Below are 24,670 nucleotides of genomic sequence, written 5' to 3' on the forward strand. Positions count from 1 at the left end.
AAGTCACCCTTCCGATTTCAACTCTAACCATGCATCACGGAGCTCGGCAGCCTTCTCGAAATCAAGAGCTTTAGCCGCTTCCTTCATTTCGCTTTCGAGGTTTTGCATTAAGCGATTTCTTTCCGCTTTTGACATGTTCTTCGTTGTTTCATACACTTCTGCCTCTTCAGCCGCATGAGTCGCTCGAATCACATTGCGAATCTCTTTTTGAATGGTCATTGGTGTGATGCTATGCGTTTCATTGTATTGTTCCTGAATTGACCGACGGCGTTTCGTTTCCTCAATCGCCTTGGCCATCGAATCCGTTATTTTATCCGCATACATAATGACATGGCCGGATGCATTACGCGCAGCTCGCCCCATCGTCTGAATGAGTGAACGCTCTGAGCGCAAGAAGCCTTCCTTATCCGCATCTAAAATCGCAACGAGCGACACCTCTGGAATATCGAGTCCTTCTCTCAATAAGTTAATGCCGACAAGAACGTCATATTTCCCGAGGCGAAGATCCCGAATCACTTCAATTCGTTCAAGCGTTTTAACTTCTGAATGCAAATATTGAACTTTAATACCGATATCTTTTAAATAATCGGTTAAGTCTTCAGACATTTTCTTCGTTAATGTCGTCACTAATACGCGTTCATTTTTCTCAATCCGTTCATGGATTTCAGCGAGAAGATCATCAATTTGTCCCTCAATTGGACGAACATCCACTGTCGGGTCAAGTAAGCCAGTCGGTCGAATAATTTGCTCCGTCATATGCGGTGTATGTTCGATTTCATAAGGTCCCGGTGTCGCTGAAACGTAAATCGCTTGATGTACATGCTCCTCAAACTCCTTAAACATGAGCGGGCGATTATCCTTTGCAGATGGCAGACGGAACCCGTGATCAACAAGCACTTGCTTGCGAGCTTGGTCGCCATTGTACATCCCACGCACTTGCGGAAGAGTTACATGCGACTCATCAATCACGATTAAGAAATCTTTCGGAAAATAATCGAGCAGCGTAAATGGAGTGGAACCAGGTGGTCGCAACACCAAATGACGGGAATAGTTTTCGATACCCGAACAAAAACCCATTTCTCTCATCATTTCTAAATCATAGCGCGTCCGTTGCTCTAATCGTTGCGCCTCTAGTAATTTATTGTCCGCACGCAAAAAGGCGAGTTGTTCCTCTAGCTCTTTTTCAATATTTCCAATGGCAACCTTCATTTTCTCTTCCCGTGTAACGAAGTGGGAAGCAGGAAAAATAGCGACATGTTCTCGATCGCCAAGAATTTCACCCGTTAAAGCATCCACTTCACGAATACGATCAATTTCATCGCCAAAAAACTCAACTCTCACGCAATGCTCATCACGTGAGGCCGGGAAGATCTCAACAACATCACCGCGCACGCGAAACGTTCCACGCTTAAAATCGATATCATTGCGGTCATACTGGATATCCACAAGACGACGTAAAAGCTGATTGCGCTCCATTTCCATGCCAGCTCGTAATGAAATCACAAGCTCGCGATATTCTTCCGGAGAACCTAAGCCGTAAATACAGGAAACACTAGCAATGATGATCACATCATTGCGCTCAAATAACGACGATGTCGCTGAATGCCGCAGTTTATCAATCTCATCATTAATACTGGCATCTTTTTCAATAAACGTATCCGTTTGCGGCACATACGCTTCCGGCTGGTAATAATCATAGTAGCTAACGAAATATTCAACCGCGTTATTAGGAAAGAACTCTTTAAATTCGCTGTATAGCTGTCCTGCTAATGTTTTATTATGAGCGATCACAAGCGTCGGTTTATTGACTTCTTTAATCACATTAGAAATCGTAAATGTCTTTCCTGTTCCCGTTGCTCCAAGCAGGGTTTGCTGCTTCTTTCCTTGCTTAATGCCTTCAACTAGCTCGGCAATCGCTGCGGGCTGATCACCTTGTGGACTGTATTTAGAAACTATCTTAAATTGATTTGCCACACTCTGTCCCCCCTGCTGACCTTTTTCCTCTATCATACTCTTTGATCGATCATCATTTCCATTTTTAACTTCATCGATTTCGCTACTTATCATATTGCCCATTTTATCATAATTAAAACAAGGAAAGCCACCATTTAACGTACGTACGTTCTGTTCGATTAAAAAATATCCACAAACAAAAAAAAGCAGGAGCCGCTTGCTCCCGCTATTTTCAGACTAAAATATCCATCCAGATCTTCACAGCCGTCGCTGCAATTAACACCGCAAGCAGCCATTGAAGAATCTTTGTATTCATTTTTTGACCGGCTTTCGCACCGAGTGGTGAGGCGATGATGCTTGCCACGACCATAATGAGCGCAGGGAGAAACAACACTTGCCCGGTCATTAGCTTTCCTGCCGTTGAACCAATCGATGAAATAAAGGTAATGGCTAGGGAGCTCGCAATGGTCATTCTTGTCGGGATTTTTAACACAACAAGCATAATCGGCACGAGCAAAAACGCTCCCGCTGCACCAACAATTCCCGCTCCTACCCCCACGATAAAAGCAAGCGCTGCAGCTAGCCATTTATTAAACGTAATATCTTCAAGCGGACGATCATCAAGATTTTTCTTCGGAATAAACATCATGATTGCGGCTAAAGCCGCTAAAACTCCATAAATTACGTTAACTGTCGATTCGGCCATATTTTCAGAGCCAAACCCACCTATGAAGCTACCAATTAATATGGCGACGCCCATGTAGATAATTAATGTTTTATTTAAATAATCACTTTTGCGATACGCCCAAACTCCAGCGATGGTCGCAAAAAAGACTTGAACCGCACTAATGCCGGCCACTTCATGAGCCGAAAAGGCGGCGAACCCTAGCATAGGCGGGATATATAAGAGCATTGGATATTTAATAATGGAACCACCGATTCCGACCATTCCAGAAATAAACGAACCGATAAAACCAATGAGAAATATGGTGATAATAAAACCTATTGACTCATCCATTCTCTATTTCACCTCTTCCTTATTTAGGATGTGCTTATTGCTTCCAGCTACAGATCCCATCTTGAACATTGGTGACACTTGTAAAACCTTTTTTCTTCAACAATTGAGCGGCTTTTTGACTGCGCATGCCGCTTTGGCACATGACGATCACTTCTTTGTTACGATCAAGTTCGTTCACACGTGAGGCAAGCTGTTGCAAGGGAATATTTTGAAACCCTCTCACATGATGACCTTTATACTCTCCTGATGTTCTGACGTCTACAAATTGTTTGTTTCCCTCCTTTAACTCTTGCTGCAAATCATCCATTGAGATGTGACGAATTCCTTTGGCAGGAATCATATTTTTTATTGAAATAAAGACAAAAATAGCTAGTAATACATAAAAAATTATACTCATCGTTATGCTCCTTTTTAACGACTTTTCATTAGCAATTCGACCGCTTCTTTCACCATATCATCTGTTTTTTCGCCGTTTTCCATATTGAAGCGAACACATTGTTCTAAATTCTGGCTGACCACTACCCCGATCGTACGATTGATCGCTCCTTGAATAGCACTTAGCTGCATCACAATATCCGCGCAGTCCTTTTCTTCCTCCATCATTCGCAGGACGCCGCGCACTTGTCCTTCTATCCGCTTTAAGCGGTTGCGTACATCTTTATCGTATGCCATGGCGGCTACCTCCTATCAGAAAGAGCCAGGCGAAAGGCCCGGCTCATGAAATTATTTCAACAGAGACATGACTGCTTGTGGATCATAGCCTAGCACCCATTGTCCGTTGACTTCCGTTTGTGGAACGCCCATTTGACCTGTCGTTTCCACTAGACGTTGCGCTGCTTGTCGGTCTTGTTGCACATTTACTTCTTTATAAGAAATGCCTTGCTCGTTCAAGAAATTTTTCATCATTGTGCAATAAGGACATGTGTTTGTTGAATATACGGTTACTTTATTCATGACTCATTCTCTCCTTTTTCTACTTCTTCACCCGCTGCTTTCCACACTGAAAAGCCGCCTTCTACATTTTCAATGTTCTTAAACCCTGCTGCTTGTAGCACGCTTGTTCCAATGGGTGAGCGAGCACCTGATTGACAGTGAACAAGCATTTTCTTATCTTTCGGAAGATCCGCTAGTTGATCTTGTAAATAGCCAAGCATATGGTGGTGTGCCCCTGAAATATGGCCTGCATTCCACTCCGCTTGCTGACGGATATCCATCACATACACATCTTCATTTTGATATTGAGCTTTAAATGTTTCAATATTGATGTTTTGATATTGTTCTAACTCATCTGCTTCGCTAACAGCTTTCGGATCAGCAAAAGCGATCATTCGATCCAAACCGATGGATTCCAGTGCTAGTTGAATTTCTTTCGCTTGGCCTTTCTCCGCAATCAACACAATATCTTGTTCGTAATCTAGCATCCACCCCGCCCAGTTTGTGAAAATTTTCGAGAATGGAATATTTATCGTTCCTTCAATATGACCATTGGCAAAATCTATACCATTTCGAGTATCAACAACCACTGTATTATCTTGATTTAGGAATCCTTGCAACCCCTTATACGTTTCAATATAAGGAATTTCCTCATTTGTTAACACTTTAGGACCTACTTTATTTACCTTTTTCATCATGGCAAAATATTTGGGCGGCTCTGGCTGGTCTTTCAGTAATTCTTTATGGAATTCTTCTTTATCTTCAATTTGAAGCGCCCAGTTATTTACTTTTTCATAACCCACCGTTGAAAGCGGTACAGCTCCCAGCGATTTTCCACAAGCACTTCCTGCCCCATGTGCTGGCCATACTAATAAATAGTCTGGAAGCTGCTTAAAACGTTGAATCGAGTCAAACGTTTGCAATGCTCCAGCATCAGCCGTTCCTTTCACACCTGCCGCTTTCTCTAGTAAGTCCGGACGACCTACATCGCCAACAAATACGAAGTCTCCTGTGAAAATTCCCATCGGTACATCTGAACCGCCGCCTTTATCTGTAACAATAAAGGAAATACTTTCAGGGGTATGACCTGGCGTATGCATGACTTTAAATTTAATATGTCCAATCGTAAACCTATCGCCATCTTTCACAAGTGTAGCTGAAAGACCGTTTAAATATTGATACTTCCAATTCTTGTCGCCTTCATCAGATAAATATAATTTTGATCCGTGATCATGAGCAAGCTGACGAGCGCCTGAGACAAAGTCTGCATGAATGTGCGTTTCTGTTGCTGCGGCTAAATGGAAGCCTTCTTTTTTCGCCGTTTCTACATAAGGAGTAATATCACGAGCAGGATCAATAACAATCGCCTCACCCGTTTTTTGACATCCGACCATATAAGAATATTGAGCTAATTTTTCATCAAAGTAAGAACGAAAAAACATACTGTATCTCCTTCTCTCTATTTTACCCTATAGGGTATATGTTATCTTGGCTCTTATAATACCCCATACCCTATAAAAAGGCAAGAGAAAAATTTCAACGAATAAAAAATCAGCCTCCCTACAGAATGGAAGCTGATTTTCTTACTTATTCAGTTTCATATTTTTCATCATTAGATTGGATAGCCAGAAGCCAACCGTTAAAGAAGCGGCATCGATAATAATGAGTGTCCATGTATGTGTATACCCTTTGTAAACAGAAGCGGCAATTAAAGCGACTGTTAATGTTAAACCTAGCAGCTGATTATATGTGACTCTTGTAAAAAAAACGACAAGCAAGCCAGGCATAAATATGGCTAGAATGATTTTATCAATCATGTTTTCACTCCCGGATAAGACCCTTTTTTCTACCATCTTAGCCTATTTGCTTTACTGAAAAAAGACTAAGTTTTATTTGTCCGCGTACTTTTGAACAATCATTTCCGTAACATAATTTAATTCATTATGAGGAATAAATTCTTCAGACAGCATATCTGGCAGTATATGTTCAATAAAATATTGGACACAGTGCATCTCATGAAATTTCATAATCGTCGATAGTGCTTCTTGATATATTTCGAGAAATAATGGTTCCGGATTGCGCTTCAGTATTTCTCCAAACGATTCATAGAGAAGATCAATTTTATCAGCGACCGATAAAATTCGACCTTCAAGTGTGCCATCCTTGCCTTCTTTGAACCGTTCCATATAAACGGCTTGCAATTCTTCCGGAAACTCCTGCTCCACAAACTTCTTCGCCATTTGCTCTTCCACCTGTGAAAAGAGCGCATTCAACTCGTGAGAAGCATATTTGACGGGTGTTTTAATATCGCCAGTGAATAGCTCTGCATAGTCATGGTTCAATGCTTTTTCATACAAGGAACGCCAATTGACAGATTCCCCTGCCATTTCTTCAATCGTCCCTAGAAATTGAGCAATCTTGGTAACTTTAAAGGAATGAGCCGCTACCGTATGTGTTTGATATTTAAATTTCCCCGGTAATCGAAATAAATGCTCAAGATCAGATAAACTTTTAAAATAATTATGCACGCCCATCAAATCACTCCTCCCTGTCTTTACATTAACAATTGAAGAAAATGAGCCAAAAGTCAAGCAAAAGAATGACATTATTAATAAAAATGGACATATTCTAAATGTAGTCATACAATCAGTAAGTAGTGTTTTTATCTTTTTTAATGAGGTGAACAAAAGTGAGTTTATGGGAATTCTTCGTTGCTTTTATTTTAGGTATGGTCGAAGGAGCAACGGAATTTGCTCCTGTTTCATCAACAGGACATATGATTATTGTCGATGATATGTTATTGAAATCGAAAGAAATGCTTTCCGAACCAGTGGCCAATACGTTCAAAGTGGTCATTCAGCTCGGTTCTATTTTAGCGGTTGTCATTGTGTTTAAAGATCGCTTCTTTAACTTGCTTGGGTTAAAAAAGAGAACGACAGCTCATCAGCAAGGATCGACCCAGCTAAAATTAAGTGTTGTCATCGTTGGTCTAATTCCAGCTACCATTCTCGGTTTTTTATTTGACGATTATATTGACGAGCATCTTTTTTCAGTCAACACCGTACTGATTGCATTGGTGGCGGGTGCTGTGCTGATGTTAATCGCTGACAAATTTGCGCCAAAATATGTCCAAGCAGAAACTGTGGATGAAGTCACTTATAAACAAGCCTTCTTCGTCGGGCTGTTTCAATGTTTAGCGCTTTGGCCAGGATTTTCTCGTTCGGGTGCCACCATTTCTGGAGGCGTCTTGCTCGGGTTAAGTCACCGGGCCGCTGCCGACTTTACTTTTATTATGGCCGTCCCTATTATGGCAGGTGCCAGCGCATTATCACTTATTAGCAATTGGGAGTATTTCACACCAGATGTATTGCCATTTTTCATCGTCGGATTTATCAGCGCCTTTATTTTCGCCTTGATATCAATCCGCTTCTTCCTAGTGCTAATTGATAAAATCAAACTAACACCGTTTGCCATTTATCGTATCGTGTTAGCCGCTGTGATTTATTTTGTATTTTTGTAAAAACAAAAGCCTGATTCGCTTAAGCGAATCAGGCTTCTTCTATAGGTTCGTCTTTAATGTCACCCTCTATTTCGGATGAGAAGATTTCTTTTTTTGTGACTTCAATAAATTTAATGTGATATCCTTCCATTTCGATGACTTTGAAGGAGTAGTTGTCACGTTCGATCGTGTCACCTTCTTGGACTTCAAATTGTTCGGTTAAAATCCAGCCGCCGACTGTATCGACGTCTTCATCATCAATGTCGAGTCCGAAAAGATCATTGACTTCACTAATGAGTACTTTTCCATCTAGAACCACTTGACGGTCATTCATTCGTTTAATCATTGGCGTTTCGTCTTGGTCAAATTCGTCACGAATTTCGCCAACGATTTCTTCGATGATATCTTCTACGGTAACGAGTCCGGCTGTACCACCATATTCATCAATTAAGATCGCCATTTGAATGCGGTCTTTTTGCATTTTGACGAGCAGATCATGAATGGCAATCGATTCGATGACTTGGATTACCGGACGAACATAATGTTCAATGCTTACTTCTTTCTTGCTTTCATCTCTAATAAAATCGGTCAATACTTCTTTCATATTGATCATACCGATCACATGGTCTTTATCTCCATCAATCACTGGGTAACGAGTATAATTCTCTTCTAGCACCATCGAAATGCACTCTTGTGCGGTTTCCGATTTGTCGATCGCAATAATTTCCGTACGCGGCACCATAACCTCTTTCGCTAGACGATCATCAAACTCAAATATATTGTTTACATATTTATATTCGGACTGATTAATTTCCCCGCTTTTCAAACTTTCCGATAAAATGATGCGCAACTCTTCCTCCGAGTGGGCCATTTCATGTTCAGCTACAGGCTTTAATCCAAAGATGCTAACAACTAGTCTAGAAGCCCCGTTCAGCGTTTTAATAAACGGATACATAACGCGGTAAAACATAATCATTGGTTTCGCAAACATCAAGGCGACCGCTTCTGCTTTTTGAATAGCTGCAGTTTTTGGTGCCAGCTCCCCAATTACGACATGTAAAAAGGTGATGGTCGTAAATGCAATCACAAATGATACCGCACTCACAACAGATTCAGATAGCTCTAATCGCTCAAATAACGGCTTTAATAAGTGAACAACAGTCGGTTCACCTAACCAACCCAGTCCTAAAGCTGTCACTGTAATGCCAAGCTGACACGCCGATAAATACTCATCTAAATTCGAAATCACCTTTTTAGCAGCTAGCGCTTTTGTATTTCCTTCCGCTGCCAGCTGATCAATCCTTGTGCTTCGAACCTTTACAATCGCAAACTCAGTCGCTACGAAGAAACCAGTTAATGCGATTAAAAAGGCAACCATGATTAAATTAAATATGTCCAAATAACATCCTTACTGACACCTCTCGTCAGCAAGGAATTACACCTCCTGCTATAATTAAAATGAATATTTCTATTCAACCGTCCTCTTTTTTGTGCGTTGAGGCTTGTTCCGGCCTGTTTGCTTACAAAATTCAGTTCGATTGTGCTGTACAAATGCCATCATGCTTACTACCTTCCCAATACCCTCACCTCACTTTTTTTCAGTTACTTCTACTTTAAAACAACCACCCCATGTAGTCAATGTTAACGCACTAAAGAATGGGCTAAAAGTTAGATATTGGAGCATTCCATTTATAAGGTAATTATACCTCTGCTTTAGGATGAGCAACGATCACAAAGTTGGATTCATTCGTCATTGATAAGCGGATGCGACCGCCCCAATAGCCTGTAGGGTCCTCCACCTTCACCGTGATCGTATCTTCGACCATCGCCTCAATCGGATACAGCTTCCCTTTCATAAACTCAAATGTCTCTTTTTCTGTTCTCACGTCAAAATTTCGAGTCACTTTCATGTACAACATAGGAAAACCTCCTTAAAGTATTCTTGCCAATGCAATACTCTAATAACAGCTTATTCACGCTTAATTAAAAAAAATTCTGTGCAACTTTGTTTTTTGCACAGAATTTTTTGTTTTATTGTCTTTTAAAATATTCATCTTGAAACATACACATGCGTATCGCATCATGATAATGCCCATCGACGAAAAATTCATCTTTCAATTCTCCTTCTATTTGGAAACCAACTTTCTCATACACATGAATAGCCTTTTCGTTCACCTTATCCACAATTAAATAGAGCTTATGCATGTTTAATACGGAAAAAGCATAGTACATAGCCAGTTCGGTCGCCTTAATAGAGTAGCCATGCCCTTGATGCTGGGGATGAATAATAATTTGAAACTCCGAACGACGATGAATATAATCAATTTCCACCAATTCGACGAGTCCTAGCATATCACCATCTCGTTCTACAATAAAACGGCGTTCACTTTGGTCATGAGTATGCTTATCATATAAATCTTGCAGCTCTACAAATGATTCATATGGTTCCTCAAACCAATACGACATAATTTTCGCATTATTATTGAGTTTATGAACAAACTCCAAATCTTCTCTCTCTAATGGACGTAGCTTGACGTCGGTACTCATTTTCTTTCATCCTCCGAATTCCAATAACATGATTTATAATCTTCCTGTTTTTAGTATAATGGGAAAAATGGAATCAGTCTAATTTATTGTTCGGCTATGTTAAACAATAACGTTGATTTGGACTGTTTTTAAAGAAAAGGGAGATGAAATTATGAACCTCTGTATGAAAGAGGTCTGTGCTGATAATTGGAAAGCAATCGCTTTGTTATCAGTGACAGAGGAACAGCAACCGTTCATTGAAAGTAATGCCTATTCAATCGCGCAATCAATGTTTGAACATGAATGGAAATCAGTCGGATTGTATGATGGGGAGACACTTGTCGGCTATGCCATGTATGGACCAAAACGATCGACTGGTCACATTTGGCTTGATCGCTTCATGATTGATCAACATTATCAAGGGCAAGGCTATGCGACTCGTTTTCTGCAAATATTACTGAAGCAGATGACTGAAACGTATGAAAGCAATCAAATTTTCTTGAGTGTGTTTGCCAAAAATAAAACGGCTCAGCGATTATATGAAAAGTTTGGCTTTCGTCTAAATGGAGAAACTGATACCACGTCAAAAGTGGAAGGGTTAGTGATGGAATTAAATTTGAAAAACAGAAAATGATAATAAACAAGGGGTGTCTCATCAGTCGATTGTTCAGCTGAGAGACGCCTCTTTTTTTTTATCGACTGAGGCGATCGGTCGGGGAGTCGCCGTTTTCAGTCAAAAATGTGAGAAAATCAATCGCGAATCAGTCCGAATCGGGCGCAAATCGTGAAAAATCAGTCGCCATTCACTCCCAATCAGTCACTCTCTTTATTATTTTTGTAAATCATGATGACCATTCTTTTTCAAGAAACCTCGATAACCCAAAAATCCATATATTAACATCTACATTAAAACAAATCCTTTTCATGCTAATAAAATAGGAAAAGAACCTGTTGCATTCAATAACCTTCCTGTAAATCTACCTTTTTCTGAAGTCGTTCCTTCTAAAAAAACCATTCTGTGCAGCCAATTACGCACAGAATGGTTTTGGTTGATTATTCTTGCTCATTCGGAAACATCACGTTTCCATTGCTCGATTCAGATAATAAAAAGGTCGTTAATACTTTCGATAACTCTTCAGGCGGATAAGGCTTTGTTAAATACTTATCAATCTTATATTTTTCTACCGTCTCTTTCACTTGATCCAATGCAGAGGAGATCACGATTGGAATCTCGCTCGTTTCGTCTGTTTCTTTTAGCTTTTGCACTAAGTCCCAACCATTCATCTCTTCTCCAAGCATCAGATCAATAACGACACCGACAAGCGGAATACGAAGGGCATCCTCAAACGCCCGCTTAGGATCATTGTGATAAATCACGGTAAACCCTTTGCTCTTTAATTCTTCTGATAAAAGCAGACCTAAGCTTAAGTCATCTTCTACAATCATCACCTGTAGGCCCTTTTGTTCCACTCCTGCTTCCACTGATTTCATCGTTTGTTCAGAAAGTGATTGATTCATAAGAGGCAGCTGAAAGTAAATGGTCGTTCCCTGTCCTTCTTCCGACTCAATCCAAATATCGCCGTCATGCTTAGTAATGATTTCTTTACTAATCGCCAGTCCTAACCCAGTACCGCCAATTTTTCGTCGGGCACTATTATCAATTCGTTTAAACTTTTGGAACAGCTTTGTTAGGTCATTTGCCGGAATGCCAATCCCTTCGTCTTTAATGCTCACTTGAAGTGTGTCATCCACATTTTCTAGCGAAATAACAACGTCGCCCCCATCAGGAGAAAATTTAATTGCATTACCGACTAAATTCATCAGTACTTGCACGATGCGCTCTTGATCGGCTTTTACTTCAACACACCTTGCTTGATCAATTAAATGTACATGATGATGCTTTTCATGACGGAAGCGATTGACGATGTCAAACGCTAGTTCATCAAAGGCGAGCGGTTGCATATGATACTGCTGCCTGCCCGATTCCATCCGCTGCAGATCAAGGAAATCATTGATCAGATTCGTGAGACGCTTCGCTTCCTTATGAATCGTCTCGATATACTTTTTCTGCCGTTCTGGCTTCACTGTTTTCGTCAACAGCAGTTCTGTAAAACCAAGCACGCTCGATAATGGCGTACGCAGTTCATGACTGACCGTACTCACAAGCTCTGACTTCATTTGATCGACTTCATACTCTTTCGTAATGTCACGATGAACAAACACCGTACCGACTTTTTCCGCTTCCTCATATACACTAGTGGCATATACCTCAATAAAAACGTGGCCTTCTTCGCGAGAAATTTCATAACGAGTGGTTCTCGTTCTCTTAAAATCTTCTGCGATCGCTTGCTCGAAAAAGCTTGTTAGCTCTGTTGGCTGATCACAAAGCAATTGAAAGTGATCGAGCCAGGTGTGCTTATGGACAGTCTTTCTAGTGATCCAATCTGGACAACGAACAATCTGACATAAAGATTCATTGACTTGTATCACATCACCTGTGACTGATACAAATTGAATGCCTTCATTAACATTATCCATAATATCTTGATTGAGCTGACGTGAACGCTCGACTTCTTCGTACATCAAGATCCGTTCAAAGGCAAGAGAAACACGGTTCATCAATCCATTAATCTCCTCTAACTCGTGAGTGGAGAATCGATGCCCTTCTCTTGTGGCAATGAGCACAGCGACAAGCTGGCCACTTGAATTCAATACCGATGAATATAAGTCATAACAATAGTATGGCTCTTTAGCTATCTCTTGTGATTCAGGAGTCACCTCTCTTGTAATAACAAAGGACTTCTCTTGTTCTAACCGAACGCGCTTATTTTCATCAAGCATTCCAACCAACTTTTGTGTCGTTTGCTCTGATAGTCCTTTAGAAACATAGACATTCCCCTCTAACACGTACATAATGCTTGTGTCGAAGCTATATAAATCATTTAAGTATTTATGAACGCCTGTTACGAGCTTTCGCTTATCTAATGTAAAAGTTAGAGCATGATTGAGTTGATTGTATTTTTGCTGTTGATTAAGCGAGTGCTGCAATTGTTCCTGATTTTCTTGTAACTCGACTTGTTGAGCGGTCAACTCTTCATTTTGAGCCATCAGTACTTCTTCTTTTTCTTGAATCGATTTGGACATAAATTGAAATGAGTCAGCTAACAGGCCAAGTTCATCTTCTCGCTTCACTAATGGCCCTAACTCAAATGAATGACCGGTCGCTATCGCGTTTGTCGCTGATGTTAGCTGCTCAACCGGGCGAATCACATTATGAAGAACTCGCCACATGATAATCGCCATTAATAACAAAATAAAACAACTAATCATAAAAGCATACAATGTAAATTGTTGGGCTTGCTTAATCGTCTTCTTGAAAATTCGGTTTAATTCATCATCCGTTTTATCCTTATAATCTTTCGCATAATCTACAAATTTATTAACAAGATCATTCGTCCCACTATTCGAAAGCTGCCGTAGCGATTTATAATCATTTGCTTCAACAAAGCCAATGGCTTTAGGGAGAACCTTTTGCTTATAGTTTGTATTGAATTCAACTAAACTATTATATAATTCACGCTCTTCTGGTGTTAAATCAAGTGCAGAAAATTGTAGTAGCAGATGTTCAAATTCGGCTAATTCATCGTAAAGTAACTTCAGCTCTTGCTCGTTTTGAAATGCATAATACCCTCTCGACCGAAAGAAGATGTCCTGAAAACTCGCTTCTAATTTTTCCACAAGAACTGCTTTTTCTTGAAGCGATTCCCGCTCAGCCTTTAGACTTTGATTCATGGATTTCACATAAAGAAAAAAAGCAAGGGCAGTGACGCAAATAATAATCGTCAATGCCACTACCATTTTGACAAATTGATTGCGAATGCTTTTCTCTAATAATGGAAGAGACTTAAACATGCAGTATTTCCTCCACCACATTGACTAGATCAACCGGGCTAAACGGCTTGGACATAAAATAATCAGCCCCTTTTTCCAATACAGCTTGCCGATCCGCTTCTTGGGTTTTGGCAGTGAGCATAAGAATGGGCAATGTTTTTTTGATTTCTTCTGGAAGACGTTCAATCACTTCAATCCCTGTTATATTGGGCATCATATAATCTAAAATCATTAAATCATACGATTGATAACTGACTTTTTTAAGCGCTTCCTCTCCATCCTCTGCTTCTTCTATTTCGTAACCCAAGTCCTCTAATGTATCGCAAATGAGCATACGTAAAATATCTTCATCATCTACTACTAATATTCTTTTCATCGTTTTTCCTCCTTTTTACCCATACAATCGGTTAATCAGACGTAATATTCGTTCTGATACCTCTTGAATATCAAATGGCTTCACAATATAGTCGTTTGCTCCAAGTTCGAGTGCACGGAGGATATGCTCCTCACTTTTTCGACCGGTCAACATCGAGACCAACACATTATTGGAAGAGTGATTTTCTCTCAGTTTTTTCAGTACATCTAGTCCATCCATAATCGGCATCATGCCATCTAGTAGAATAATATATTTACCATCAGGTACATACCAATCCGATTGTAAGAAACTTACGCCATCACTAAATTCAAGCACCTCAATTTCGTATTTCTCATTAGGCTGCCAAGCGGTAAAATAATTGGTGATCATTTCTCGCACAACATACACATCATCTACGACGATGATCGTCACTTTCAAACGATGCTTAACGTCTTCTACATGCGAACCAAATGTAATCGTCCGATTTCTTCCCGATTGCTTTGCAAAGTAAAGCGCTTGATCCGCTTCCTCTAACAACTTTTCTGGATGAAGATTTTCTTTTGTGGCTTGCGCGATTCCTGCAGAAAAGGTGACTTGAAACTCTTCTCCTTTCGCTGAAAACAACTTTTGCGCCATAGCTTCGCGCAGTTGTTCAAGCACGTGGGACGCATCGTCAGTTGTACTGTTCGGTAGTAAGAGGACAAACTCTTCCCCTCCATAGCGACAGCTGATATCTTGCTCGTGAGTCACCTTTTTAACTAACGCTGCAAAGCTTTGTAACACCTCATCTCCAACTAAATGCCCATAGGTATCATTTACCTTTTTAAAGTAATCTAAATCGACGATCGCTACCACAAACGGCTCTTCTTTTCGTTCAAACTGCTGAATCAGCTGCTGAAGACTAGTATTCATATATTTACGATTATATAGTTGTGTCAACTCATCCATAATAATTGACCGCTCTAAAGCCTTTTTATACATGAGACGATTACTGATATATGAAAGTAAAATCTCTTGATCAATCGGCTTCGCAATAAAGTCTAACGCTCCCATATCATAAGCACGTATTTGATTGGCTCGACTATCATTTTCACTTATCATCGCCACAATCATGCGCTCTTTTTTCACTTTATTCACAATATCCTCCAATATCGTGAAACCATTGATATCGGGTAACATAATATCTAAAAAGACCACAGCAGGTTTAATTTCATAAATTAACTCTAACCCGCGTTGGCCGTTGTGAGCGATAATGACAGCATAACCCTCTTTTTCTAGCAGATCTTTCATAAAAGTCATAAACGCGATATCATCATCAATGACTAAAATAAAGTCCTTTTTTGGCTTCAGTTTCGCAAAGGATGGTTCGACATTCTCCCCATGAGACACCTCTACATTTTTTGTATAAAAGTCGAGACCTTCAATCAATGGAGCTAAATATTCTTGCCATTCGGACGTTTCCCACTCTTTTTTTCCACTTTCTTCTAGAGGGGCGATTTTTTCGCTAGAAATGCTACTGATCTCACTTAAACCGATCGTTCCTGCCGTTCCCTTTAAACTATGTAGGAAAAAGTACAGCTCTTGTTCAAGAATACAGTCGCGTTCTCCCCACTGCTGAAATTCTGCTTGCATGCGCTCATAAATCATTTGTTGATACTTCTCTTTTCTCATCCTAATCGCTCCATTTTATACGGTATATTCTCCTTATGGTCATATCGTTCAACTAACGTTAACATTCATACTTTTATGTCGATTATACTATTATTTTTGATTTACTTTTAGACGATATCGTGACCATTTTCATTTTTCACCTAAAAAAATTGTCCACATGTTCCATTTTTCAAAAAAATCCATTCACCACTCTATAGAGCCGTCCAATAAATCATTATGTTAGTCTGAAAACAAAAGTATTTTATATGCTTTTAAACAAAAATAAAGTGAACCTCCAAAAATTAGACACAGAAATCAGGCCGCAAGTAAGGCATGATGAAATAGCTTGTCTAACTTTATAGGTTCACTTCAATTAGTTATTGAAGGGATAAAGTGAAACTTCAATCAGTGGGGGTTTTCTCCATCCCCCACTGATTGTTAGTTGAACGGATCGGGCGTTTACGGGCTGTTGATCCCCCCTACATCCCTGCACTTCTTCTGCCATGTTGAGGTGGGGGTCTTACAGCCCGTTAATGCGGCATAAAATTTCCGGTAAATGATGAAAAATTACCTCTACATCTCTGCTTCTTTTAAATATGGCTCATCTTCTACAGCTAAAATAAGACCTAATTCATAATGTTCCCCTTGATAAAGAGAACCTTGGACGAAGCGGATTTCTCCTCTTATATCGATAACTTCCAGCTTGCAATAAGCAGCATTTTTCTGTAAGGCAGCGTAAAATTCGGTTTCTGTATTCACTTCGACTCCGTTAGCTTTATAAACGATTTCCCCAATCTTCAGCTTCATTTTTTTCGCTGGGGAAAGTGGTAAAATGCCTAAAATCATCACACCTCTTGGCTGCGGAGTAAAGAAATAATGACGGTTTTTCTCATATGAATAATGACGCCAAGCAATCCAGAAACGAACGCTAGCAGCGAAAACGACTGCCACAATAGCAAACATCGACTGCCAATAAGCAGCAATGGCAAATAATAGTGTCAATACGCCAGCAGCGATAATGTTTTTCCCCGTGACTTTGATTGCAAGCTCTGGTAACGTGCTTTTAATCCATTGGACAAAGCCGATTAAAAAGGGATACAGAATCAACGCATAATTTTCAGCGCCAATTGAAATCACTGGCCACCATGAAAAAGGAGCGGATAAGTCACCAACAGGGATGACGAGAAAAACAGGGACTAACCATAAGCGCTGAGCTACGTGCACGCCAACTTTTAAGCCCCGTGGACTTTGAATAAGCCGCGGCGAGGTGCCTTGCCAACCCCTTTTTAATATGAGCACACCTTCCGCAATCATAAGCAAGCCGATCATAACAGCGAGCGTCAGCAACAGGTGATTGAAAGATAACCCCTCATACGAGATAAACGTCCAACCTAATTGCTCCGATACAACGAAGATGATAAAAGCGAGCCCGATCGTCCATGCAGGTGAGAGTAAGCGAAAGCCGACGACACTAAAAATAATCGTAATAGCCGCAATAAAGCTCAACAAATCAAGCGGAAGCGTGATTCCTGCTGTGATCGTGATGATTGATAACAACAAGCCAAGCAATAAGCTGGAAGGCAAAATGTAGCGAACCTCATCGTAAAGATCGTACACTCGTGTGTCAAAGTCTTTTCGTTCTCTATTGACACGAAGCATCCCAACAACAACTGCTAGTAGAAATGAAAAATAGAAGATCGGATGAATAAATAGCCTTCCTATTCCGACCAATAACTCAAGTAACCATTCTTGTACCATGGCGTCACCAACCTTACTTTCCTATCCATTTTTACTTATCATTGTACCAAAAAAAGCTTAGCGATGGTGCGCTAAGCTTTTTTTCTTTGACTTTGTTAAAAAATGATATTGATTTTTTAATTTTTTTGACTCATTCGTGCAAAATAGCCTTTCTTTATTACTATTTATTTCTTAAATAACTAAGAGCAGCTTGAAGCTGTCGATCATTTTTTTCTTTATTCATTTCTTCCATCCATTTCTTTTCTAAGTAGTCTGCTGTTTCCCGATCAATCATCCCTGTTTGTTTCATCTCTGCTTGTAGCTGCAAAGCGCGTACGGCCTTTTCTGTTTCTTTATTATAATAGCCATCCGTTCGTCCTGGGCCATAGCCTAGCCCTTCTAGCATCGTTTGTGCGCTTTTAATGCTGTCATTGTTCATTTCTAGTTTCAGTGGTTTCTCAATTTGAAGCGGATGAGCATAAAAATAGTCCGGCTGCCGCACTTCAATGTCCGGGCGAATCCCTTTGTGATGAATCCAGCGACCTTCTGGCGTTAACCATTTATGAGTCGTTAGCTTTAAGTTACTGCCATCTCCAAGCGGTACTGGTTGTTGTACGGTCCCTTTTCCAAAGGTCGTCTCCCCAATAATTTTATAGCCCTCTGCTTCTTGAAGGGCTCCTGCCAAAATTTCAGAAGCGGAGGCACTGCCTTGATCGGTTAAAACAGCAATCGGGTATGACTTCACTTTTTCCCTCTTAGAGAAGTACGGAATTTTCCGGCCGTTTCGATCTTCAATTTGTACATACGGTCGATTTTCGGTAACAAATTCCTTTAAAATCTCTTCTACGCTTAATAAGAAGCCGCCTGGATTTCCGCGTACATCAATTAATAACCCGGTCATTTTTTTATTCTCTAGCTTGTGTAATTCACGTTTAAATTCCTTTGCTGTGTCTTCAGAAAATGAGGTGATTTCAATGATGCCAATTGACTGCCCACGTTTCTTGTTCATTTTTGCGATGACCGTTTCTAGCGGAATCTCATTTCGCTTTACTTTCACTTTAAGCGGCTTTGACATTCCTGAACGCAGAATGCCGACGGTAACGCTTGTCCCTTTTTTGCCGCGGATTTTTTTCGTTGCCTCAAAAATCGTCAAGCCGCTGACCGATTGTCCATCAATGGAGACAATTTGATCCTTTGGCTTCAACCCTGCTTTTTCGGCAGGAGAGTCTTTAAACGGAGCGACAATGAGTAACTTCCCATCCTCAACGGTAATTTCTGCCCCAATTCCTTCAAAAGAAGAGTCCAGAGATTCCTCAAACTGCTTGACCGTTTCAGCGTCCATATAAACAGAATAAGGATCCTTTAACGAAGCCACCATGCCATCGATCGCCCCTTCGATCAGCTCAGAACGATCCACTTTAGCCACGTACTTATCTCCAATCATTTCATAGGCCGTCTGAACTTTATGCAGCTCATCCGGCACTTTATACGATGGTGACGGCTGCTCCACCTTCTCCTCCTTCACTTCCCAAGCAGACAGCCCAGCATACATGCCCCCGGCTCCCGAGAAAAAAGAAGCCACCATCACCACAACAACCCACTTCCTCTTCACCATCTCGCCCCCTCCAATATAGAAAGCTCCAAAAACTTCCCCCTAAAGGAGCCACCCATCACTAGGACAACCTCCATACCCTACCTTATGAAAAAAATAACCAAAATATGAATAAGGGCCTGACTCCCAAGCGGAGGTCAGACCCTTACTTTTTTCTTATTTTAGTTCGCTGACGAGTTGTTCCATCATCGCTTCATCCATTGGACCAACGATTTTTTGGTGGACAGTGCCATCGGTGTTGAGCACATACGTCGTTGGGATGGTAAAGGCTTGATATTGTTCGCCAAGCGTGCCTTCTTCATCTAGTAAGATCGGAAAGGTGAGCCCGTATTGTTTCACAAAGTCAGCGACAGTTTCTTTTCCTTTGTCGTTTTTCGTTAAGTTGACAGCGAGAATTTCAACGTTATTTTTTTCAGCTTCTTTTTCATAATACTTTTGCATATGAGGCATTTCTGCTTTACAAGGTGGACACCAAGTTGCCCAGAAGTTTAAAATGACTTTCTTCCCTTCATAATCCGATAAAGACACTTCCTCTCCTTGGATCGTCTTTACGGTAAAGTCGGGTGCCTTTTCTCCAACATCAATTCCAGATTGAGCAGTGGACGGCGCTTTAGTTCCCGGGTTCTCAATTTCTGTAACTTCCTGACGATCCTTTACCATATTCACAACAGCTATACCGACTAAAAGAACGAGCAGCAATAACCCAAACCATTTTTTATCCAATGTTTTGTTTCCTCCTTATCATTACGAAATATATAGTTACTCCTATATATAATAATCCGGTCGTTGAAACTACTTCTCCCGCCCAAGATTCAAACAGCAATTGCCAAAGAGTAAATAGCCAAAGCACTTGTAATGGGGCTCTTATTAAGAACGATAAAGCCATGGCTCCGCCCGCCAAACGAATGGTGTCAAGCAGACCTGCTTGTCCACTCAACATCGCTAAGAGCATCTCAAATAACACGATCACCATCATCCAAATTTTTACCCCATCATACCATTGTTGAGGCGACCATTTCCATGCCATGTACATCAATGCGGCCATCACCGCGAGCCAAAGTCCTCTTTCTCCACCATTAAAATATAGCAAAGACATCGGTGCTTCGATGACCATTGAAAAACTGAAAATAATGATACTAAACTTCCAAACAATGATGAACAAAAAGACCGTATTTCCATATACATCTAATAAGTCTTTCTCTTTCTTCCACCAAAGATATGCGCCGATGAGTAAAAAAGTGATTCCGAGAGCGAGCTGTGAAACGGGTATCGTGATTGATCCTATCGTATACCATTTCATTTTATACTATTCCTTCATATCCAAATCGTTATCATTTAATCCATTTCGTGACATATGAAGCACTCCTCAATACCTTATTAGGTATTATCTTACAATAAAGCTATCTTCTCGTCCACTATGTAGAAAGTGAGCAGCCCCAAAGAGGGGCACTCACTTTGTCCACAAAGGTCTTCGATTACTAACAGCAAATATAAGCAGACCCAACAATAATTAACAAAATGAACAAAACAACGATTAACGCGAAGCCGCCTCCACATCCGTATCCGCCACTCATTTGCTACACCTCCCCTTTCACTTACAATTACAATTTATTCAAAAAGGGAGACTTTGTGTGGGCATGAGCCTAATTTTCATGGATGACCTTACAAATTACATTAGAGTTAACTAACAAGCCATCTCAAAAAAAAACTGCCTGCCAACGCAACATTGACAGACAGTCTTCTCATTAAAAGCTGACATATTTTCTCGGATCCACTGCATTTTCTTTCGATTGTGTCCATGGGCCTTCATGAACTTCAAAGTGTAAATGCTGACCGGAGGAACGACCGGTATTTCCCATGTACCCAATTTTTTGGCCTTTTGATACATGCCCGTCTTGGACAAGGCGCTCAGACATATGGGCATAAACCGTTGTTAACACTTTACCGTCTATTGAATGAGAAATGAAAATGACATTTCCGTATGTAGAAGAATAATACGAGCGGCTAACGACTCCATCTGCCGCAGCTACGATCGGTACGCTAGTGCTATTCGCAATATCAATTCCTTTATGGTTTCCTGAACTGCGATGGCCAAATTCTGAAGAAATATGCCCTTCAGTTGGTCTCATAAACCCACCAGATGTTACCGCTGGTGTATCATTTGAACGATCAGGTGTAGCTTCTGGTGCAGCTTCTGATACGGCTTCCGGTGCAGGTGTCGAGCTATCCGGCAAGACTTGTGACTGCTCCTGCTCTTTTTGTCTTTGTCTTTGTCTTTGTCTTTGTTCTTCTTCTTTAGCTAACCGTGTTTTCTCAGCAGCAATCGCTTGTTTAATAGCCTTATCTTGAGAGGATAAAATCTCTTTTTCTTCTTGAAGACTTAGTTTTTCATCATGCATCTCATCTTCTTCAGAAGCAAGTGTTTTCATCACTTGATCTTTTGCCGCTTTTTTCTGTTCTAGTTCGGCTTTCAACGATTCTAAACCTTGCAGCATTTCTTCAAGATTCGCTAACTTCTCTTTTACTTGCTTCTCATTCTCTTCTAGTTGCGCTTTATCTTTTTCTTGTTCTTCAAGGATTTCTTTATCGGCATTCACTAATTGCGTGACAGCTGTTGCTCGATTGACGAAATCGCCAAAGTTTGTCGCTCCGAGGAGTACATCCATATAGCTCGCTGAACCGCCGCTTTTTTGAAGTGAACGGGCGCGATCGTCTAATACGAGATTACGTTCCTCGATTCGCTTCTTCAGCTCTTCTATTTCTTTTTTCAGCTTTTCAATCTCTTTTTGCGTTTGAGCTATTTTCTCTTGCTTGTCACGAATATTGGACTCTGTTTTAGAAACTTCCGAATCTAGCTTCTCAATTTCCGCTGACAGCTTGTCTTGTTTCCCTTGAAGCTCATTAATTTTACTATTTTTCTCACTGATGCTTTTTTCAAGACCAGATTGTTTATTTTCGATTTGATTTTCACGGCTCTCAAGATCGGATAACGTTGAAGCGGATGCTTTCTCCGTCAGTCCAAATGTACTACTAACACTAAGAGATGTAACTAATGCGACTGTGAGACCTACACGTTTCTTCAAGCCAAATTCTCCTCTATCTTATATTTTCAAAAACTTACGCACCGACATCACACTTCCCCACATGCCGATAAATGCACCAACCAGGATAACAATGCTACTCACCTGGAGCACAAATGGAAAATAATCTAGCATTTGAACAAGCTGTCCTTGCATATGCGTTGTGAATGCTTTGAATGCATAGTGATAGCCAATAATAACGACGAGAACTGGTAACACCGAGCCGAGAAGTCCAATCCACAAACCTTCTAATAAAAAGGGCCAACGGATAAACCAGTTCGTTGCTCCTACTAATCTCATAATTTCAATCTCTTTACGACGAGCAAAAATCGTCATTTTGATTGTATTAGAGATTAAAAACATCGCTATAAACAACAATCCAACAATCAATACAAATCCAATGTCGCGACTCGTCTTTAACACACTAAATAGCTTTTCTACTTTTTTCTCCCCATACACAGCGGATTCAACCGAATCTAATTTTTCGATTTTCTTTGCTGCCTTAGGGGTATCTGTCGGGCGTTTTGTCTTTACAACAAACACATCGTAAAGTGGGTTTCTCTGTTCATACAGCGCAAAATCCTCACCTAAGTCTCGAATTAAATTGTCTAATTCTTGTTCCTTCGAAGAGTAGGTAACACTTTCGACTTCAGGCAACTGCTGAATCTCATCCTTCAATATTTGTTTGTCTACTTCCTTTGCGTCTAACTCAATATGAACGCGAACCTCCACATCGTTTTCAATGTCAGTAGCAATTTTGTTCATATTCAGAATGACGACAAGAAACACAGCAACTAACAACAGTGTCATCGTAACTGCAGATGTTGCAGCAAAGGTCATCCAACCATTTCTCTTAAGGTTCTTAAAGCTTTCTCGAAAATGCCGGCGGACTGTACTAGGCTTCATAGCCATAACCACCTCGCTGTTCATCACGGACAATTCGTCCTTTATCAATCACGATGACTCGATGGCGAATCGTATCGACAATATCTTTATTATGAGTCGCCATCACCACGGTCGTACCTTTTCCGTTTATTTCCTGAAAAACACTCATAATATCCCAAGATGTCTCCATATCAAGATTACCTGTCGGCTCATCAGCTATTAATACTTTTGGCTTATTCACGAAAGCACGAGCAATTGAGACACGTTGCTGCTCTCCTCCTGATAGCTCGTTTGGAAGCATTTTCGCTTTGTGCTTCAAGCCAACTAGTTGCAGCACTTCCATGACTCGTTTCTTTATATTCTCTGGGCTTTCTTCTATCACTTCTAAGGCAAAGGCGACATTTTCATATACCGTTAATGTTGGTAGCAGTCTGAAATCTTGAAAGACGACTCCCATTTGACGTCGAAAATAAGGGACACTGCTCTCTTTCAATACAGACAAGTTCATCCCATTGACGACAATTTTCCCGCTTGTTGGTCGTTCTTCGCGGTACATCATCTTAATGAATGTCGACTTACCAGCACCACTTGGCCCGACAACATACACAAACTCACCTTGTTTAATGGAAACATCAATGTTATGTATGGCAGTTACTCCATTGGGATACTTTTTTGTCACGCCTTTCATCTCTATCATACAATCACCTATTTATTCTTTGATCTCTTGTAAATCCAGAATCATTATAACATTGAATCAAAGTTTGTTCAGGTTCATTTGTATTACATTTTCTTTTCGCTTGTAATAAACTTGAGTATTTTTTCCTCATATTTGCTTTTAAAAAACGGGATGAAAACTTGATATGAGCATCTTTCTTCATGATGAAATATTCGACATAATAGACGAAAAAAACACCAGCTCATTTGCTGATGTTTTCTCATGTTCTTATTTCTTACTCGCTAACCAGTTGGCTACTGCTTCGGCATCTGCACCTTCTACAACATTTGGTGGCATACCGCCTTGACCATTCTTAATCACATTAAGAATGTCTTCTTCACTAAGTTTTGACCCAATTTTATCAAGCGCTGGTCCTACGCTACCTTCAAGGTTTTCTCCATGACAGCTCATACAGCTTTGCTTGTACACTTGCTCTCCATCTGCACTTGCTGTTTCTTTACCAGTTTCTTTCTCTGGCTCAGCTTTTTCGTCTCCTCCACCACAAGCAGCTAGAGCCATGGATGACCCTAACAAAAGAGCTAATAATGACTTTTTCAGTTTCATGTTATCTCCTCCTGAGGAAAAATATGATACACCTCTTTATTATAACAGACTTGTCTGCTTTTAAAACCTTCCACAGCCGCTTGAAACGCATCAACTAATGGTCAATTGTTGATATTCTGTGAACATTTATCGGCACTCAAGCGTTCAAACTTGCTTCTTGTATATACGTTCTATTTTAACCATTTTGAAAAGGATTAAACGGCGAAGAAGAATGGACTTTAGGCTGATGGAGCACCTTTTTACTTTTTTTAT

25 protein-coding genes are annotated in these 24,670 nt (G+C 40.4%); 2 read left to right on the forward strand and 23 right to left on the reverse strand.

Annotation, left to right across the window (positions count from 1 at the left end; translation table 11 throughout):
• Positions 1-3: 3 nt before the first annotated feature.
• The 8 genes from uvrB to WDJ61_RS16035 form a co-directional block, all read right to left on the reverse strand.
• On the reverse strand, positions 4-1,974 hold the full coding sequence (gene uvrB, locus WDJ61_RS16000) for an excinuclease ABC subunit UvrB (RefSeq protein ID WP_338751484.1): 1,971 nt from the start codon (positions 1,972-1,974) through the stop codon (positions 4-6).
• A 211-nt stretch (positions 1,975-2,185) separates the two neighbouring features.
• Positions 2,186-2,971 (reverse strand): sulfite exporter TauE/SafE family protein, encoded by a 786-nt coding sequence (locus WDJ61_RS16005; RefSeq protein ID WP_338751486.1) that lies wholly within the window; start codon positions 2,969-2,971, stop codon positions 2,186-2,188.
• 34 nt (positions 2,972-3,005) lie between these two features.
• Positions 3,006-3,368 carry a rhodanese-like domain-containing protein gene (locus tag WDJ61_RS16010; RefSeq protein WP_338751488.1) on the reverse strand — a complete coding sequence of 121 codons (363 nt, stop codon included), beginning with the start codon at positions 3,366-3,368 and terminating at the stop codon, positions 3,006-3,008.
• 14 nt (positions 3,369-3,382) lie between these two features.
• Positions 3,383-3,643 (reverse strand): metal-sensitive transcriptional regulator, encoded by a 261-nt coding sequence (locus WDJ61_RS16015; protein ID WP_338751490.1) that lies wholly within the window; start codon positions 3,641-3,643, stop codon positions 3,383-3,385.
• Between the two features lie 51 nt (positions 3,644-3,694).
• Positions 3,695-3,925 carry a glutaredoxin family protein gene (locus tag WDJ61_RS16020; protein ID WP_338751492.1) on the reverse strand — a complete coding sequence of 77 codons (231 nt, stop codon included), beginning with the start codon at positions 3,923-3,925 and terminating at the stop codon, positions 3,695-3,697.
• Positions 3,922-5,346 (reverse strand): MBL fold metallo-hydrolase, encoded by a 1,425-nt coding sequence (locus WDJ61_RS16025; RefSeq protein WP_338751494.1) that lies wholly within the window; start codon positions 5,344-5,346, stop codon positions 3,922-3,924. Before WDJ61_RS16025 ends, WDJ61_RS16020 begins: the two co-directional genes overlap by 4 nt.
• 141 nt (positions 5,347-5,487) lie before the next feature.
• Entirely contained in the window at positions 5,488-5,721 is a 234-nt protein-coding gene (locus tag WDJ61_RS16030) for a CsbA family protein (protein WP_338751496.1), read from the reverse strand.
• A 72-nt stretch (positions 5,722-5,793) separates the two neighbouring features.
• A complete protein-coding gene (locus tag WDJ61_RS16035; protein WP_338751498.1) occupies positions 5,794-6,438 on the reverse strand; it encodes a YfbR-like 5'-deoxynucleotidase in 645 nt (214 codons plus the stop codon).
• A 155-nt stretch (positions 6,439-6,593) separates the two neighbouring features.
• Here WDJ61_RS16035 and WDJ61_RS16040 point away from each other — a divergent pair, with 155 nt between their 5' ends.
• A complete protein-coding gene (locus tag WDJ61_RS16040; protein ID WP_338751500.1) occupies positions 6,594-7,424 on the forward strand; it encodes an undecaprenyl-diphosphate phosphatase in 831 nt (276 codons plus the stop codon).
• A 28-nt stretch (positions 7,425-7,452) separates the two neighbouring features.
• Here the strand turns inward: WDJ61_RS16040 and WDJ61_RS16045 are convergent, their stop codons facing one another.
• The 3 genes from WDJ61_RS16045 to speG all read right to left on the reverse strand — a co-directional run bounded on the left by WDJ61_RS16045 (position 7,453) and on the right by speG (position 9,950).
• A complete protein-coding gene (locus WDJ61_RS16045) occupies positions 7,453-8,802 on the reverse strand; it encodes a hemolysin family protein (RefSeq protein WP_338751502.1) in 1,350 nt (449 codons plus the stop codon).
• Positions 8,803-9,103: 301 nt separating this feature from the next.
• Entirely contained in the window at positions 9,104-9,322 is a 219-nt protein-coding gene (locus tag WDJ61_RS16050; protein WP_338751504.1) for a hypothetical protein, read from the reverse strand.
• 112 nt (positions 9,323-9,434) lie between these two features.
• Positions 9,435-9,950: a spermidine N1-acetyltransferase gene (speG, locus tag WDJ61_RS16055; RefSeq protein ID WP_338751506.1), complete on the reverse strand. Its 516-nt coding sequence runs from the start codon at positions 9,948-9,950 to the stop codon at positions 9,435-9,437.
• Between the two features lie 151 nt (positions 9,951-10,101).
• Between speG and WDJ61_RS16060 the strand changes: the two genes are divergently transcribed.
• Positions 10,102-10,563 carry a GNAT family N-acetyltransferase gene (locus tag WDJ61_RS16060; RefSeq protein WP_338751508.1) on the forward strand — a complete coding sequence of 154 codons (462 nt, stop codon included), beginning with the start codon at positions 10,102-10,104 and terminating at the stop codon, positions 10,561-10,563.
• A 419-nt stretch (positions 10,564-10,982) separates the two neighbouring features.
• Here WDJ61_RS16060 and WDJ61_RS16065 read toward each other — a convergent pair whose 3' ends face one another.
• The 12 genes from WDJ61_RS16065 to cccB form a co-directional block, all read right to left on the reverse strand.
• Positions 10,983-13,841 (reverse strand): ATP-binding protein, encoded by a 2,859-nt coding sequence (locus tag WDJ61_RS16065; protein WP_338751510.1) that lies wholly within the window; start codon positions 13,839-13,841, stop codon positions 10,983-10,985.
• A complete protein-coding gene (locus WDJ61_RS16070; protein ID WP_338751512.1) occupies positions 13,834-14,196 on the reverse strand; it encodes a response regulator transcription factor in 363 nt (120 codons plus the stop codon). The genes WDJ61_RS16065 and WDJ61_RS16070 overlap by 8 nt, the downstream gene beginning before the upstream one ends.
• Positions 14,197-14,211: 15 nt before the next feature.
• Positions 14,212-15,846, reverse strand: a complete 1,635-nt coding sequence (locus tag WDJ61_RS16075; protein WP_338751514.1) for a diguanylate cyclase — start codon at positions 15,844-15,846, stop codon at positions 14,212-14,214.
• Positions 15,847-16,398: 552 nt separating this feature from the next.
• Positions 16,399-17,583 carry a PDZ domain-containing protein gene (locus tag WDJ61_RS16080; RefSeq protein WP_338751516.1) on the reverse strand — a complete coding sequence of 395 codons (1,185 nt, stop codon included), beginning with the start codon at positions 17,581-17,583 and terminating at the stop codon, positions 16,399-16,401.
• Positions 17,584-17,743: 160 nt separating this feature from the next.
• Positions 17,744-19,174, reverse strand: a complete 1,431-nt coding sequence (locus WDJ61_RS16085) for a S41 family peptidase (protein WP_338751518.1) — start codon at positions 19,172-19,174, stop codon at positions 17,744-17,746.
• A gap of 156 nt (positions 19,175-19,330) precedes the next feature.
• Positions 19,331-19,897 (reverse strand): TlpA disulfide reductase family protein, encoded by a 567-nt coding sequence (locus WDJ61_RS16090; RefSeq protein WP_338751520.1) that lies wholly within the window; start codon positions 19,895-19,897, stop codon positions 19,331-19,333.
• Complete coding sequence (locus tag WDJ61_RS16095) at positions 19,890-20,474, reverse strand: hypothetical protein (RefSeq protein WP_338751522.1); 585 nt, start codon at positions 20,472-20,474, stop codon at positions 19,890-19,892. Before WDJ61_RS16095 ends, WDJ61_RS16090 begins: the two co-directional genes overlap by 8 nt.
• A 178-nt stretch (positions 20,475-20,652) precedes the next feature.
• On the reverse strand, positions 20,653-20,748 hold the full coding sequence (locus WDJ61_RS16100; RefSeq protein ID WP_413789026.1) for a YjcZ family sporulation protein: 96 nt from the start codon (positions 20,746-20,748) through the stop codon (positions 20,653-20,655).
• 171 nt (positions 20,749-20,919) lie between these two features.
• A complete protein-coding gene (locus WDJ61_RS16105; RefSeq protein ID WP_338751524.1) occupies positions 20,920-22,257 on the reverse strand; it encodes a murein hydrolase activator EnvC family protein in 1,338 nt (445 codons plus the stop codon).
• A gap of 18 nt (positions 22,258-22,275) precedes the next feature.
• Positions 22,276-23,160, reverse strand: a complete 885-nt coding sequence (gene ftsX, locus WDJ61_RS16110; RefSeq protein ID WP_338751526.1) for a permease-like cell division protein FtsX — start codon at positions 23,158-23,160, stop codon at positions 22,276-22,278.
• Complete coding sequence (gene ftsE, locus WDJ61_RS16115; protein ID WP_338751528.1) at positions 23,150-23,836, reverse strand: cell division ATP-binding protein FtsE; 687 nt, start codon at positions 23,834-23,836, stop codon at positions 23,150-23,152. The genes ftsX and ftsE overlap by 11 nt, the downstream gene beginning before the upstream one ends.
• Positions 23,837-24,082: 246 nt before the next feature.
• Entirely contained in the window at positions 24,083-24,412 is a 330-nt protein-coding gene (gene cccB, locus WDJ61_RS16120) for a cytochrome c551 (RefSeq protein ID WP_338754823.1), read from the reverse strand.
• Positions 24,413-24,670: the final 258 nt, after the last annotated feature.

The organism is Bacillus sp. FJAT-52991 (assembly GCF_037201805.1).
GTDB classification, from domain to species: Bacteria; Bacillota; Bacilli; order Bacillales; family Domibacillaceae; genus Bacillus_CE; species Bacillus_CE kandeliae.

Excerpts from the sequence above, each read along its gene's own strand:
- WDJ61_RS16070 (WP_338751512.1), bottom strand. The coding sequence starts at position 14,196 with ATGAAAAGAATATTAGTAGTAGATGATGAAGATATTTTACGTATGCTC.
- ftsX (WP_338751526.1), bottom strand. The coding sequence starts at position 23,160 with ATGAAGCCTAGTACAGTCCGCCGGCATTTTCGAGAAAGCTTTAAGAAC.
- WDJ61_RS16080 (WP_338751516.1), bottom strand. The coding sequence starts at position 17,583 with ATGGTACAAGAATGGTTACTTGAGTTATTGGTCGGAATAGGAAGGCTA.
- WDJ61_RS16060 (WP_338751508.1), top strand. The coding sequence starts at position 10,102 with ATGAACCTCTGTATGAAAGAGGTCTGTGCTGATAATTGGAAAGCAATC.
- WDJ61_RS16020 (WP_338751492.1), bottom strand. The coding sequence starts at position 3,925 with ATGAATAAAGTAACCGTATATTCAACAAACACATGTCCTTATTGCACA.
- WDJ61_RS16065 (WP_338751510.1), bottom strand. The coding sequence starts at position 13,841 with ATGTTTAAGTCTCTTCCATTATTAGAGAAAAGCATTCGCAATCAATTT.
- speG (WP_338751506.1), bottom strand. The coding sequence starts at position 9,950 with ATGAGTACCGACGTCAAGCTACGTCCATTAGAGAGAGAAGATTTGGAG.
- WDJ61_RS16025 (WP_338751494.1), bottom strand. The coding sequence starts at position 5,346 with ATGTTTTTTCGTTCTTACTTTGATGAAAAATTAGCTCAATATTCTTAT.
- WDJ61_RS16075 (WP_338751514.1), bottom strand. The coding sequence starts at position 15,846 with ATGAGAAAAGAGAAGTATCAACAAATGATTTATGAGCGCATGCAAGCA.
- WDJ61_RS16005 (WP_338751486.1), bottom strand. The coding sequence starts at position 2,971 with ATGGATGAGTCAATAGGTTTTATTATCACCATATTTCTCATTGGTTTT.
- WDJ61_RS16010 (WP_338751488.1), bottom strand. The coding sequence starts at position 3,368 with ATGAGTATAATTTTTTATGTATTACTAGCTATTTTTGTCTTTATTTCA.
- WDJ61_RS16015 (WP_338751490.1), bottom strand. The coding sequence starts at position 3,643 with ATGGCATACGATAAAGATGTACGCAACCGCTTAAAGCGGATAGAAGGA.
- WDJ61_RS16095 (WP_338751522.1), bottom strand. The coding sequence starts at position 20,474 with ATGAAATGGTATACGATAGGATCAATCACGATACCCGTTTCACAGCTC.
- WDJ61_RS16030 (WP_338751496.1), bottom strand. The coding sequence starts at position 5,721 with ATGATTGATAAAATCATTCTAGCCATATTTATGCCTGGCTTGCTTGTC.
- WDJ61_RS16035 (WP_338751498.1), bottom strand. The coding sequence starts at position 6,438 with ATGGGCGTGCATAATTATTTTAAAAGTTTATCTGATCTTGAGCATTTA.
- ftsE (WP_338751528.1), bottom strand. The coding sequence starts at position 23,836 with ATGATAGAGATGAAAGGCGTGACAAAAAAGTATCCCAATGGAGTAACT.
- WDJ61_RS16050 (WP_338751504.1), bottom strand. The coding sequence starts at position 9,322 with ATGTTGTACATGAAAGTGACTCGAAATTTTGACGTGAGAACAGAAAAA.
- WDJ61_RS16100 (WP_413789026.1), bottom strand. The coding sequence starts at position 20,748 with ATGAGTGGCGGATACGGATGTGGAGGCGGCTTCGCGTTAATCGTTGTT.